The sequence below is a fragment of the Shewanella sp. SM20 genome, from assembly GCF_025654545.1.
Taxonomy (GTDB): Bacteria; Pseudomonadota; Gammaproteobacteria; order Enterobacterales; family Shewanellaceae; genus Shewanella; species Shewanella oncorhynchi.
This window is the reverse complement of record NZ_JAKKRK010000048.1, coordinates 26,546-40,217: the sequence shown is the minus strand read 5'-3', so window position 1 is coordinate 40,217 and position 13,672 is coordinate 26,546. Positions and strand designations below refer to the sequence as shown.

The window sequence follows — 13,672 nt, the reverse complement described above, 5'->3', positions numbered from 1 at the left end:
GACAGAATATCGACACTTGATAAAGTTTGAACTCAAACAAAGCAAATCAGCTTTCCGAATTATTATTAACGTGAGCCAGAGATGGACACGGTAATAAACAGAATTTGCTTGGTGACAATAGCCTTGTGGAACCACCTGATCCCATCCCGAACTCAGAAGTGAAACGCAAACGCGCCGATGGTAGTGTGGGGTCTCCCCATGTGAGAGTAGGTCATCGCCAAGCGCCTAATTTAGGTTAACGTGTAGACGTTAAGCTAAAGGAGCGGTAGTTCAGTTGGTTAGAATACCGGCCTGTCACGCCGGGGGTCGCGGGTTCGAGTCCCGTCCGCTCCGCCAACATTAAGAGATAAGCCTCATCGAAAGATGAGGCTTTTTTCGTTATGGCGTCGTGGATCTTTCGTCCCAGTGACGTTAATGCTTCGGGCTCGAAGCACATGGTTATCCTCATACTCGGGCATCATGTAGATGAAATCCTTACCAGAATATGAATTTTTTGTTTTAAAGCTAAACCTATTCTATTAATTAGCAAAGTTTATCCATTCCCGAAAGCACAACTGAGTCATCTTCTGTGGCTCCTCAAGACATTAATGCTATCAAGCATTACATAACAATATCGCCATACCTATTGAAACAACGATTTGCCAATGTGTGCTGCCTCGGCCATGACTACATCTGCTCTATCGGATTCAATTTGATTCAAACGGTTGCTGTCTGATGGCACTAGGACGTGTTCCTGTAGTCGCCCAAAGCCATGCTACTTCATTTTCAAAACGATTGAGGGAAAGAGCGCACAGATGCAGCAAGGTGCGCTTAGGAAGGGGGGCTACTGGTTGTGCTCAGAATGTTTGCGATGGAGAACTTCAAGTAGTTCATCTTCGAGTTCGAAGCGTGTTTCCATGTTATGGGCGAGCTCAGATAGGTCTTTATCGAGTTGATATAATACGAAATCGTCTTGTGTTTCCGCATATTTATCGTTGAAATCTAATGCTGCATTCGTGGTTGGCGTGATTTTGGGCAATACTTGTTGCGCGAGCGTTTTGCTTGATTCGCCATATTCACTGCAGGCATTAACGACTTTATCATAGACCTCGAAATGTCCTTCGGAGACATAGTCAACTAATAAGTCACAGAAAGATTTAACATGTTCGAACGAGGGAAGTGATTTTTCTGATTTACTGTAAGGAGGAAGCCCAGCAATTTGGCAGTAATGCACTAACAGTTTTCGACGGTTTTTTAGCCATTGATCAATAAGCTTATTTGAACCGCCCCACTTCTGTTCTGCTTTTTCGAGTTCTCTCAGCATGATGCATTCCATTTAAGTGCCAGCACATAACTCTAATGTAGGGACAAGTTGCTAATCGATCAACTCTTTTCATGCGAATTTGCGAGAATGACGAAATGGACAAACCAGCTGTTTCGTATCGAAAAATGCAAATAAAAAGCCCAACGATAGAAATCTATCGTTGGGCGAGTAAAGTTTATAGCAGGCTCGATGCGACGAGCTTCTTGATTGTTCTTGCTAGCGCAGACTTTTTATACCAAAGGCGGGGAACCGGCGCAACTTTTTTCTGTCTGAGTGTGACTTCGTTACGAATAAATGAGCAGTATGTTAGCTGGCTAACATTTTCCGGTTTATGCGGTCAAATCGACGCCAATGATGGGGAATAGCTCACATAAATTTGCACATAAAGGTTACATTATTCGCGTAAATGCTAAACTACCGACCCAGCGGATCTCAATAAGACTAGGAACCAAGCCCAATGGCAGAATTAAAGAATGATCGTTATTTACGCGCCCTACTAAAAGAGCCTGTCGATGTGACCCCTGTGTGGATGATGCGTCAAGCTGGCCGTTATCTTCCTGAATATAAAGCCACTCGCGCTCAAGCGGGTGACTTCATGTCTTTGTGTAAAAATCATGAGCTTGCCTGTGAAGTCACGCTGCAACCTTTACGTCGTTATGATCTCGATGCGGCGATTTTGTTTTCCGATATCCTAACAGTGCCCGATGCTATGGGTTTAGGTTTGTATTTTGAGGCGGGTGAAGGCCCACGTTTCGAACGCCCAACAGACACTATCGATGCGATCAAAAAGCTCTCAATTCCAGATCCAGAAGATGAGCTGGGTTATGTGATGAAAGCCGTTAGCACTATTCGCCGTGAACTGAATGGTGCAGTGCCGTTAATTGGCTTTTCTGGTTCACCTTGGACTTTAGCTACTTACATGGTTGAAGGTGGTTCGAGCAAAACCTTCGAAAAAATTAAGAAGATGGCTTACGCTGAGCCAATGGCATTACACATGCTGTTAGATAAATTAGCCGATTCAGTGATCTTATACCTGAATGCTCAAGTTGCTAACGGTGCGCAATCTTTGATGATATTTGACTCATGGGGCGGTGCGTTATCGCATTCTGCTTACCGTGAGTTCTCTTTGCGTTATATGCAGAAGATTATTGATGGTCTGACACGCTTTGCCGATGGCCGTAAAGTGCCAGTGACGCTGTTTACTAAAGGCGGTGGTTTGTGGCTAGAAGCGATGGCAGAAACTGGCTGTGATGCACTAGGTTTGGATTGGACGGTAGACATTGCCGATGCCCGTCGTCGTGTAGGCCATAAAGTGGCATTGCAAGGCAACATGGACCCATCTATGTTGTATGCGCCAATTCCACGTATCGAAGAGGAAGTTGGTCATATTTTAGCGGGTTATGGTGAAGGTACTGGCCATGTATTTAACTTAGGCCATGGTATTCATCAGCATGTCGATCCAGAACATGCTGGCGCCTTTATCAAGGCGGTTCATGCACAATCAAAGCAATACCATAAATAATTTTTGGTTTGCGAAACAGGCCCGCTTGCGGGCCTGTTTTATATCCGACATTTGAATCTGATAGCGTTGGAGCTTCTGGCGAAGGTATCTTTATGGATTAGCGTATGCGGTGGTTTCTATCGTCTGCTAGCTTAATTTTAAACAACGACTTGAATTCCCTATATTCACATACTGATTATGTGTGAATTATCTTGATAAAAAAGTAAAACTTATAATCGTTTAATTTATAAATTTTATTTTTAAATCAAAGGTATGAAATGGATTTAATTGCATGAAAATGTCTACTTTAGCAACGACTAAAGCGAAGTGATGTTTAATACTATTCGCAAATAAGATATGTTGCATGGCGCAGTGAAGGATTATGCAAGGCCGTCAATCAATTTAGTCATAACAAGCCGTGGTAAGAGATGCACATTGGCAAGAAAATAATGGTATTTATTGCGGGCTTTTGTCTCCCTGCGGTGGTAATTGTCTCCTATTGTCTTGGTTATTGGTACGACCACCGTGTCGAGCTATTACGTCAAGATAGTGCTAACCGTGAGCTTGCCAATATCCAGCAGCAGTTTCAAATTGATGTCGATCGCTTAACCTTTCTCACTAATATCTATGCCTTACCTTTGTCTCAATTAGATGAAGACCAACTTAAAAAGCTTGAATCCTCGTGGCGCGATAGCTCAATGTCAGCCAATCTGAGTTGGTATATTCTACGGCAGGGTGAATTGCACCCTTTTTTCCCCAATGAACGTCCCTTTGAGAATGATAAGTTACGAGAAATCGCCAGTGCTATTGTCAGTGCCGATAAGCCCAGTGTTGCTGGCGCTTATTTGATGGGCAAGTATGCTTATGTTGTTACTTCCGTGGCTTCTGCGCCCCATGAATCTGTGCTGCTTGTGCGCCAACTGACTGATAAAGACTTACTGGAATATGCTCAGGCCTTATTGGTGACTAAGGTGAGCATGAGCCATTCTCGCGACGTTACGCCAACAGTTGATGGTGTGCACAGTGACGCGATTAACATTCCAAGCCTGTTAAAAGATAAGCCTGTCTACCTGCAAGTACTGTTTTCCGATGGTCCCTTTAGGGAGGTTAAATTTCAACTCGATTGGGTATCGCTCGGATTTATTCTCTTTGGTGTGTTTATTGTTGGTCTTGGTTATATTTGGCTGCGTTCAGGCTTACTCAAACCCTTTAAAAATCTGATGCATCAATTGGCGCTGGTCGATCCTATGTCCAGTGTATATCAACCCGTTACAAGCGAGGGTAATGAAGAATTAGAAGTGCTCGCCAGCCGTGTTAATAGCTTGCTGGCAAGAATTTATCAGCAAAAAGAACGCGCGAAAATCACCTTAGAATCCATTGCTGAAGCGGTGATTTTGACCGATGTCGATGCCAACGTGATTTATATGAATCCGCGGGCCGAGTTGCTTCTCGATGTTGCTAGTTGCTATGCCATAGGTCAGAGCCTTGCGAGTCTGTTAAAGGCTGGGGAGCAGTTGAACCAGGCGGTTTTTACCTGCATTCGTCTCGAAGAATCAGCGCCGCAGGTCGAGAAAATCAAGCTATTAACTGCTTCGCCTCGGATTATGGAGCGCAGTATTAGCAATCTGCGTAATCACGATAAAGAAATTGTTGGTACTGTCGTGGTATTGCGGGATATCACTCAAGAAGAGTTGCTTAAACACCAGCTACAAAAAAGGGCAAATTTCGATAGCATAACAGGGCTGCTAAACCGTCAGGCATTTGATGAGCAGTTACCCCAATTTGCCGCTTCAGCCAAAACTATCGCCGTTTGTTACCTTGATTTGGAGCAATTCAAGTTGATTAACGACAGCTGTGGCCATACTGCAGGCGATCGTATGCTTGCTATGGTGGCTAAGGCAATGCAGGCTTGTCTTGGGTCACAGGAGCTATTGGCGCGCCTTGGTGGCGATGAGTTTGGTTTAGTGATTTGTAATCGTAGTGCCTTATCTGTGGCGCAATTACTGAAGCAAATGATCGCGCAAGTCTCCATGCAAGTGTTGAACGATAAGAACTGTAATTATAAAGTTGGCCTCAGCATAGGTGTCGCTTTTGGTCGTGCGCCCTATATTGATGCGCAAGAATTATTAAAAGACGCTGATATCGCCTGCATTGCCGCTAAAGCTAAGGGGGCTAATCAAATTCATTTTTACGATGATAAAGATAAAGAACTCACCTACCAAAGAAATGCGCCTAAGTGGGCGGTACGTATCGCGCAAGCGATTGAAGAAAACGAGTTGATCCTTTATTACCAACCGATCCGCGGGCTAGGCAGTGGTCCGCAGCGACAACGAATGGAAATCCTGTTACGAATTCAAGAGCCCTGTGGCCGCATTTTGGCGCCTGCGCAGTTTATAGCCGCCGCTGAACGTTTTAAGTTGATGCCTGATATCGATAAAGAAGTCATCCGCAAAGCTTTTTTATGGTTGTCTTTGAACCCCGTGCTTTGGCCTGATCATTGTATTTCGATTAACCTTTCGGGCAATAGTTTAGGCGCCGAAGGTATGGTGGAATATATCGCCCAGCAGCAACACATTTTTGATATTCCAAGCCAATGTATTTGTTTTGAAATTACTGAAACCACCGCGATCCAAAATCGCAATCGTGGTATGGAAATGTTGAAGCAGTTACGTAAACTCGGTTTCTCATTTGCACTGGATGATTTTGGCAGTGGTTTTGCCTCTTATGGTTATCTGCGTGAGCTGCCCGTGGATTATGTCAAAATCGACGGCTGTTTTATTAAGAATCTCGCCGTGAATGCTAAAGACTACGCCATCGTTAAATCGATTCAGGATGTTTGTCGGGTTATGGGAATCGAGACTGTTGCTGAATTTGTTGAGAATCAGGATATTATTGACAGATTGTTGAGCATAGGCATTAACTATGCGCAAGGTTATGCGATAGGGCGCCCGCAACCCTTAGCTAATTATCGTGAGCAATATGAGATGAGGCTTGCACAACGCGCGTGAAGGATTGCGCTTTTAGCGTGATTATGCCAATTTAGCAAAAGGCGTAATTAACATGGCGATAACAAAGGAATGACTATGGATGGACTCACTGGCAAGGTCGTGATCATCACGGGTGCCTCAGAAGGTATTGGTCGGGCGCTCGCAGTGGCAATGGCGCGAATGGGCTGCCAACTGGTGCTCAGTGCGCGTAATGAAACACGCCTCGCCTCACTCGCTTTAGAAATCGCTAATTATGGTCCGCCTCCTTTTGTATTTGCCGCCGATGTCTCCAGTCCTGAACAGTGTGAAGCCTTAGTTGAAGCTGCAGTTGCGCATTATGGCCATCTCGATATTTTGATTAATAATGCAGGCATGACTATGTGGTCACGTTTTGATGAACTGACTCAGCTCTCGGTGCTTGAAGACATAATGCGGGTGAATTATCTTGGTCCTGCGTATTTAACCCATGCCGCGTTACCGCACTTGAAAGCCAGTAAAGGCCAAGTGGTGGTTGTGGCGTCAGTCGCTGGATTAACGGGCGTTCCTACTCGCAGCGGTTATGCCGCTTCTAAACATGCTGTGATTGGTTTTTTCGATTCTTTGCGGATTGAATTAGTGGATGATAATGTGGCCGTAACTGTTATTTGCCCCGATTTTGTAGTGTCACAAATTCACAAACGTGCCCTCGATGGTGCAGGTAATCCTTTAGGCAAGTCACCGATGCAGGAAGCTAAGATACTGACGGCTGAGCAATGCGCTAATATGATGTTGCCAGTGATTGCAACTCGAGGCCGTCAACTGATTACTTCACTTCGCGGTCGTTTGGGGCGTTGGCTTAAGCTGATCGCACCAGGCTTAATCGACAAAATTGCCCGCAGGGCGATCGCCTCCGGGCACTAAAGTCTTTGCCACTACAAGCTATTTGCCACTCTTATTGAGGTGCTTAATGATGGATTGTTCAGCCTCACTTTGGGTCGCTTTGTCCCCATCGATATCGATAGTCACAGTCGCGTTATGGCCCGTCATATCCTCTGCAATATGAAACCAATCTGGATGCCAGTAAAAGCTGGCTCCTTCTAGGGTTTGCCAGTTATGTACGCCTGATTTTTCACCTTGATAAATAAGATCTTTTATCGAATAACCCATATATTTACCCCATTAATTTCATGATTGTTAAAAATATAAGAAGCTAAATGGTGCACGTCATCTTAACCTAGGTATGTGCTTTACATCACATTTTCAGGTAAACATAAACCTCGCCAGAGCGAGGTTTATGAATAGCGTTAGTATCTTAGCGAGATTAAGATTTATTAGTGCAATTAAGGTTTAGCACACTGGGTTGGTGAACCCATGCCTTTCCACAGGGTTGTACCATCAGTGAGTGACAGGGGCACAAAGGTTAAACCTTGGCTCATATTGGCAGGTGGCAAGTCGGTTTCTAACTCATACATGCCCATGGGGATAGCCCCTGATGTGGCATTGGCGGCTGTTTGTGCGGCCGCAAGGCTTGAGTAGCGCAGACCCAACATATCAAAGTGGTTGCGCCAATCTTTGCCTGTGAGTTTACTCAAAGACACCAGTATAAAGTCGTTGCCCGGAATATCTTTCACCGTTTTGCCACCGTAGACACTATTGCCTTCAAACGAAAATTGGCCAAAGCCCAGTTTGCTGCGATTCGCTTCCCAATCACTGGCGTTATTCGCATATTTACCGAAAATACGACTGTGTTGATACAGCAAGGTAAAGAGATTAAAGCCATTGTTCAGAGTGGTGCCGTCACTGAGCGTCATGCCGTGAGCCTTAAGCGCCATTTGGATGTAAAACGCCATGCGATAACCGTTATGCACTGCATAAGCATTGCTGGCCCAAGGCGCAGTGTACCTGTCTTCACCAGCATCGAGCACCTTACAATTGGCGTCAAACACTACGCGTTTACCACTGGTGTCTGTTGTACCTGCGGCATCGGACATAAACACATAAAAAAGATCCTTGTGGTTCATGTGACCATCGGTCACTGTGCCTGTATTGCCGTCGCGCAGATAATGGGTTTTCCACTTCACCACATAGGGGAAGATATTGTTGGAGTTTTCCCCTGCGCGGCTGCCATAACCTGCCCAGTTTTCATTATCACTTGCCGCAGCATATTGCACATTGAGACGGTTAGTTTGCAGATTGTGGCCTAACTCATGGTTATCACCCCAACCCGTTGGGTCGATATTCCATGCTGCGTCCCAAGGATTACCGCTACAACCTCCACCGCACTGGGCATTTTGGTCATAATTCGCGTGTTGAATGATAGTGCGGGTATGCAGACTATTATCGATACAGTCGTCGCCAAACAGTCCTTTGCAGGCCGCTAGCACATCGGCGGGTAAGGATTCACTTAAGCTCTTGCCTTGGATCTTAAGTCCCGCAAGGGTGTAAACGCTGTTGATATGGTCATCGACAATACTTTTGAGTAGCGCGTTTATATCGGGCACATCCCCGCCGATGGCGTTTAAAAAGCGGTCGCGACGCAGATGTTGCTCGGCACCATCGGTGCGCAAGTCCACATGGGGTAATTCGGTATTTTGGATGCGATCGTTAAAGGTTGCTATTTCTGCAGGGTTTGAAAAATCCATAATGGTCGGATGTTTAGCCACATGCTCAGCGCTGACTTCGACACTTAACGCGCCGCCATCAGCACTCGAAGTATCACCACTGATATACAGATAAATCGGCCCGCCGTAGGGGGAAGAAAATTCAAGACTTTGTCCTTGAGCTAAGCGCAGGCGTTGCTGCGCCAACTCCAATGGACCGCGGTAGATTTTCTGCTCATAGGCACGGTTGGTATTGCGTCTGTGGTAGTTGAGTTTGATCTCCACATTTGCAGCGCTGCTATCGAGACGAGTCAGTTTAATGGTTTGTCCTGGCAGCGCATACCAGCCTGTGGTCGTCCATTGGCCTGCATAGGGTACGCTAATGGTTTTATGTTCTGTGACAGTCGCAGGATAAGCGTAGTGCGCATTGCTGCCCTTGCTGAGGTTGGCTCTGTCGGTAACATATTCACCTAAATCTGGCTGGGATAAGTTATGGCTACGGGCATAGCTGACGGTCCAATCGGCAAACAGGGCCTGCTGCCACTGGGCGTATTCGCTGTAGGCTATGGGGTAGTCAATCTCGCTGCGATACTTATCGGCGAGCAGCAGTCCGGCCTTCATCAAGGAGAAGTCTGCTTTGGTAAACACATCGATAGCATGGTTATCTAAGGTTTCAGCATTGGTTCGATACCAATCGGCACCCGCTTTGAATGAGTCAACAAAGGCGGCAGTATTACAGCTCAAGTAATTACCGCCACAGTCGTTGAGTACAGAGGTGTCGAAGCGGCCTTCGTTAAGCTTGCCGAGCAAATTATTCACCTTGGCCAGGGCGGTGTCTTCGACCAAAATATCGGTCACACTGAGGTTATTGGCATTGAGTTTTGACCAGTAATTGCCAGAGGTAGAAAGCCCCATCTCAAGGTAAAGTGGCGATAGTATTGGGCTTTCATTACGCCAGTAGTTAGAGAGCAACAAGGGAATTCCTGCCGCTTTGGCCTTAGCGATCGCGGCTTCAATGCCTGCAAAACCGAGTGACTGATGGTCTATGTCACTAATGATAATCAGATCCGGTTTCAGTGTGTTGATACAGTTGCTTAACTCGCTGTAGTCACAGGTATTTGCTGTATTAATGCTATGGGCTGCGGGGTAGTTGTTTGTGAGCCAAGTGCGGATCCCTTCATTATGGGGAAAGTACCAACTGTCAGCCTTGCTCGGCATTTGGGCGGTCACTATGCTGAGGCCGTCGGTTTTATCGGCACCTTTGGTCAGCCAGCTTAAAAGGTTTTTCAGTAAAACATCGGTTTGAGCTGAAGTGTTGACAGAAAATAGATTTCCTCCCATGGCCGCATATCTTTGCCCCTGTTGCTCGCCCGCCATCACTAACCCACGAACGGCGCTCGCCCCACTGCCATCGACATTTGATGGCAAGACAGTGAAAGTGTTCTCCGGCATAAAGCTCGAAAAGGTAATTGAGTCATGGGTTGGATGCCAAGAGATGCTGCTACCGACACCTTGATATAGCTGATTTATCTGGGCTTTACGTTTGATGTCGATATTAGCGAGTTCGGCGATGCTGAAATCAATTAACTCACTCGCGCTGGCAAGCCTGTGATCTTGGTGCTTAATGGCATTTTCGGCATTACTGATAAATGTCGGCGTGATAGTGCAATCGGCCGTCATGGCCGCAGTGGTGTAAGTCAGCACATTGAGTGTGCCACCACAGCCAGTAATGTCCTCAAGCGTAAAGCCGATATCGGCAGTAATGCTAAAAATAGCGCTTTTGCCAGACTCCACTTTTTGGCTGCTTGGACTCAGTGCTCCACCTATTACCGATAGGCTGCTGGCGGTGTATTGCACCAGCGCGGGAGGTTGGACTGGCGGCTGAGTGGGTGGTGTTGTCGTGCCAGCATCTTCTGAGCCGCCACCGCATCCGCTAAGCAGTATGGCAATGGAGGCATAAAGTAGTCTAATACTCATGGGGAGTCCTTGAACTTGGTGTATTTAACATTTGGTTGACATTGTATCTTGTTGCTCCTATTTTCAATAGAATTAATTACATAATTTTATTTTAAATCATGATGTTATATTTGACGTTTGTCAAAAAACAGGCACAAAAAAACCGGCTTCTTGCCGGTTTTTTAATAGAGATATTAATTAATCTTGCTGTTCACGTGCGATTGCGCGATAACCAATATCGGTACGGAAATACACATCATCCCAGTGGATTTCATCAACCAATTTATAGGCGGCTTTTTGCGCTTCGGTGACTGTGTTACCCAATGCCGTCGCACACAATACGCGACCGCCGTTGGTAACGACGTGGCCGTTTTTCATCTCAGTGCCCGCATGGAAAACTTTGCCGTCGTTATTGCCAAGGCTGAGACCCTCGATCACATCAAATTTGCGATACTCATCTGGATAACCGCCAGCAGCCAATACCACACCCACGGCTGCGCGCTCGTCGTATTCTGCGGTCACTTTATCTAACTCGCCACGGGTGGCGGCTAAACAGAGTTCCACTAAGTCAGACTTTAACCGCATCATGATTGGCTGAGTTTCTGGATCGCCGAAGCGGCAGTTGTACTCGAGCACTTTGGCACTGCCATCGGGTGATATCATCAAGCCAGCATACAAAAAGCCTGTGTAGATATTGCCTTCTGCCGCCATGCCATCAACCGTTGGGCGAATCACGTTTGCCACAGTCCAATCGTGTACCGCTTGAGTCACCACAGGTGCTGGCGAGTAAGCGCCCATGCCGCCAGTATTTGGACCATAGTCGCCGTTATCACGGGCTTTATGGTCTTGGCTGGTCGCCATTGGTAGAATATTCTTGCCATCGACCATCACGATAAAGCTGGCTTCTTCGCCCTTGAGAAACTCTTCAATCACTACGCGCGAACCAGCTTCGCCAAACTTGTTACCGGCGAGCATGTCATCAATTGCGGCATCGGCTTCAGCTTGGTCTTGCGCGATAATCACGCCTTTACCTGCGGCTAAACCGTCAGCTTTGATGACCACTGGATAACCTGTTGTGGCCGTTAATTCACGCACGAAAGCTTTGGCATCGCTGATCTCAGTGCAGTTTTTGTAACCCGCCGTTGGAATATTGTGGCGGGCTAAAAAGTCCTTAGTGAAGGCTTTTGAACCTTCGAGCTGAGCTGCCGCCTTAGTTGGGCCAAAAATCGCTAAACCTGCGGAGTTGAAGGCATCGACGACACCGATAACGAGTGGTGCTTCTGGGCCGACTATGGTCAGTTCAATCTTATTGGTTTTCGCAAAATCCAGCAGAGCAGGGATGTCGGTGGCGCTGATCGCCAGATTTTCAACATTAGGTTCTAGGGCTGTGCCCGCATTACCGGGTGCTACATAAACGGTATCAACTTGAGCCGATTGAGCGGCTTTCCAAGCTAGGGCATGTTCGCGGCCGCCGCCACCAATGATTAACACTTTCATGGTTAAAACTCCCACACATCGCAAAGGAAAAGGCCCTAATCGCTAGGGCCAAGTTTGATTTAAGTTGTTATCAATGACGGAAGTGGCGCATGCCTGTCATCACCATGGCCATGCCGTGCTCGTCTGCTGCTGCGATGATTTCAGCATCGCGCATTGAGCCACCCGGTTGGATGATGCAGCTAATGCCCGCAGCCGCTGCGGCATCGATACCGTCACGGAAGGGGAAGAAAGCATCGGATGCCATTACAGAGTTCACTACTTCTAAGCCTTCATCGGCGGCCTTGATGCCAGCGATTTTAGCGCTGTAAACGCGGCTCATTTGGCCTGCGCCGACACCGATAGTCATGCCGTCTTTGGCATAAACAATGGCGTTAGATTTAACGAACTTCGCCACTTTCCAGCAGAACATTAAGTCTTTCAGTTCGCTTGCAGTCGGTTGACGTTTAGAAACCACTTTGATGTCTTCTAAACCGACCATGCCTTGGTCGCGATCTTGCACTAGTAAGCCGCCGTTAACACGTTTGTAGTCTAAGGTTTGGGTCTTAGTGTTCCACTGACCACATTCCAATAAACGCACGTTGGTCTTTTTCGCAACCACATCGCGCGCCGCTTGGCTGACGCTTGGGGCGATAATCACTTCAACGAATTGACGCTCAACGATAGCGCTTGCGGTGGCAGCATCTAATTCGCCGTTGAAGGCGATAATGCCACCGAAGGCTGAGGTTGGGTCAGTTTGATAAGCGCGGTTATAGGCATCGAGTAAGTCTTTACCTAAGGCCACACCACAAGGGTTAGCGTGTTTAACGATAACACAGGCGGGTTCCAAGAATTCTTTTACGCACTCAAGGGCGGCGTCGGTATCGGCAATATTGTTGTAAGACAAGGCTTTGCCTTGCAACTGAATCGCGGTAGCCACAGAAGCTTCATCAATTTTAGTGTCAACATAGAAAGCCGCTGCTTGATGGCTGTTTTCGCCATAGCGTAAGTCTTGTTTCTTCACTAATTGGGTGTTGAACGTGCGTGGGAACTTAGAATCAGCAAAGCATTCGTCCGTGCTGTGTGCAGGAACCATAGTACCGAAGTAGTTGGCGATCATGCCATCGTAACCCGCAGTGTGCTCAAAGGCCGCAATCGCTAAGTCGAAACGCGTCGCATGGGTCGTGCTGCCATTGTTAGCCGTCATTTCTGCAAGTACGCGATCGTAATCGGCCGCATTAACGACTATGGTAACGTCTTTGTGGTTTTTTGCCGCCGCGCGCACCATAGTTGGGCCGCCAATATCGATATTTTCGATAGCGTCTTCTAAGGTACAACCGGCTTTAGCCACAGTTTCAGCGAAGGGATAAAGGTTAACCGCAACTAGATCGATGGCATTGATATTGTTATCGGCCATCACGCTTTCATCAAGACCGCGGCGCGCTAAAATGCCGCCGTGCACTTTAGGGTGCAGCGTCTTAACGCGACCGTCCATGATCTCAGGGTGTCCTGTGTAATCAGATACTTCGATAACAGGCACGCCGTTATCCGCTAACAGGCGAGCGGTGCCGCCAGTTGATAACAGTTCCACACCTTGGGCGTGAAGTGCTTTGGCGAACTCGAGAATTCCGGTTTTATCTGAAACGCTTAACAGCGCGCGACGAATGGGTCTGGCATTATTTGCAGCAGTCATTTGGGTACAGGGTCCAGTTATTTTAGTTTCAAGGATCTTTCGGAAAACAGAACAGCCTTAACGCTGTACTGCTTTCCAAAAGTCCCTTGGTCCTATTTTTACTTTATTAGCTAACTTTTTATCCCTTCGTCACAGCGCGCGTATTCTAGCGTAAAACTCGATTTACGGGTGTTTTTTCTG

Annotated in this window: 8 protein-coding genes, 1 tRNA gene and 1 rRNA gene; 5 read left to right on the top strand and 5 right to left on the bottom strand. The window is 46.9% G+C overall.

The genetic code is table 11. The features are described from left to right. Positions 1–107: 107 nt before the first annotated feature. Positions 108–223 (top strand): 5S ribosomal RNA (gene rrf / locus L5M18_RS17850). A 36-nt stretch (positions 224–259) separates the two neighbouring features. After that, positions 260–336, top strand: a tRNA-Asp gene (locus L5M18_RS17845). 487 nt (positions 337–823) lie between these two features. Here the strand turns inward: L5M18_RS17845 and rsd are convergent. After that, on the bottom strand, positions 824–1,303 hold the full coding sequence (gene rsd / locus L5M18_RS17840) for a sigma D regulator (RefSeq protein WP_113941703.1): 480 nt from the start codon (positions 1,301–1,303) through the stop codon (positions 824–826). A gap of 457 nt (positions 1,304–1,760) precedes the next feature. On the opposite strand from rsd, the gene hemE reads away from it, so the two are divergent. From hemE to L5M18_RS17825, 3 genes are all read left to right on the top strand, one after another. Then, positions 1,761–2,825 (top strand): uroporphyrinogen decarboxylase, encoded by a 1,065-nt coding sequence (hemE, locus tag L5M18_RS17835; protein WP_006079904.1) that lies wholly within the window; start codon positions 1,761–1,763, stop codon positions 2,823–2,825. 407 nt (positions 2,826–3,232) lie between these two features. Next, on the top strand, positions 3,233–5,812 hold the full coding sequence (locus tag L5M18_RS17830; RefSeq protein WP_263198044.1) for a putative bifunctional diguanylate cyclase/phosphodiesterase: 2,580 nt from the start codon (positions 3,233–3,235) through the stop codon (positions 5,810–5,812). Positions 5,813–5,887: 75 nt separating this feature from the next. Continuing rightward, positions 5,888–6,691, top strand: a complete 804-nt coding sequence (locus L5M18_RS17825; protein WP_113941707.1) for an SDR family oxidoreductase — start codon at positions 5,888–5,890, stop codon at positions 6,689–6,691. 18 nt (positions 6,692–6,709) lie between these two features. On the opposite strand, the gene L5M18_RS17820 is transcribed toward L5M18_RS17825, so the two are convergent. The 4 genes from L5M18_RS17820 to purH all read right to left on the bottom strand — a co-directional run bounded on the left by L5M18_RS17820 (position 6,710) and on the right by purH (position 13,492). After that, positions 6,710–6,937: a hypothetical protein gene (locus L5M18_RS17820; RefSeq protein WP_105250390.1), complete on the bottom strand. Its 228-nt coding sequence runs from the start codon at positions 6,935–6,937 to the stop codon at positions 6,710–6,712. Between the two features lie 173 nt (positions 6,938–7,110). Beyond that, the gene (locus L5M18_RS17815; protein ID WP_263198042.1) at positions 7,111–10,347 is read right to left on the bottom strand and encodes an ImpA family metalloprotease; all 3,237 of its coding nucleotides are present in this window, start codon (positions 10,345–10,347) and stop codon (positions 7,111–7,113) included. A 177-nt stretch (positions 10,348–10,524) separates the two neighbouring features. After that, on the bottom strand, positions 10,525–11,823 hold the full coding sequence (gene purD / locus L5M18_RS17810) for a phosphoribosylamine--glycine ligase (RefSeq protein ID WP_263198041.1): 1,299 nt from the start codon (positions 11,821–11,823) through the stop codon (positions 10,525–10,527). Positions 11,824–11,893: 70 nt separating this feature from the next. Then, on the bottom strand, positions 11,894–13,492 hold the full coding sequence (gene purH / locus L5M18_RS17805; RefSeq protein WP_131524202.1) for a bifunctional phosphoribosylaminoimidazolecarboxamide formyltransferase/IMP cyclohydrolase: 1,599 nt from the start codon (positions 13,490–13,492) through the stop codon (positions 11,894–11,896). Between the last annotated feature and the right edge of the window lie 180 nt (positions 13,493–13,672).

Bases quoted from the DNA above. Each gene is read 5' to 3' on its own strand.
- L5M18_RS17830 (WP_263198044.1), top strand. From the start codon at position 3,233: ATGCACATTGGCAAGAAAATAATGGTATTTATTGCGGGCTTTTGTCTC.
- L5M18_RS17820 (WP_105250390.1), bottom strand. From the start codon at position 6,937: ATGGGTTATTCGATAAAAGATCTTATTTATCAAGGTGAAAAATCAGGC.
- L5M18_RS17825 (WP_113941707.1), top strand. From the start codon at position 5,888: ATGGATGGACTCACTGGCAAGGTCGTGATCATCACGGGTGCCTCAGAA.
- rsd (WP_113941703.1), bottom strand. From the start codon at position 1,303: ATGCTGAGAGAACTCGAAAAAGCAGAACAGAAGTGGGGCGGTTCAAAT.
- hemE (WP_006079904.1), top strand. From the start codon at position 1,761: ATGGCAGAATTAAAGAATGATCGTTATTTACGCGCCCTACTAAAAGAG.
- purD (WP_263198041.1), bottom strand. From the start codon at position 11,823: ATGAAAGTGTTAATCATTGGTGGCGGCGGCCGCGAACATGCCCTAGCT.
- L5M18_RS17815 (WP_263198042.1), bottom strand. From the start codon at position 10,347: ATGAGTATTAGACTACTTTATGCCTCCATTGCCATACTGCTTAGCGGA.
- purH (WP_131524202.1), bottom strand. From the start codon at position 13,492: ATGACTGCTGCAAATAATGCCAGACCCATTCGTCGCGCGCTGTTAAGC.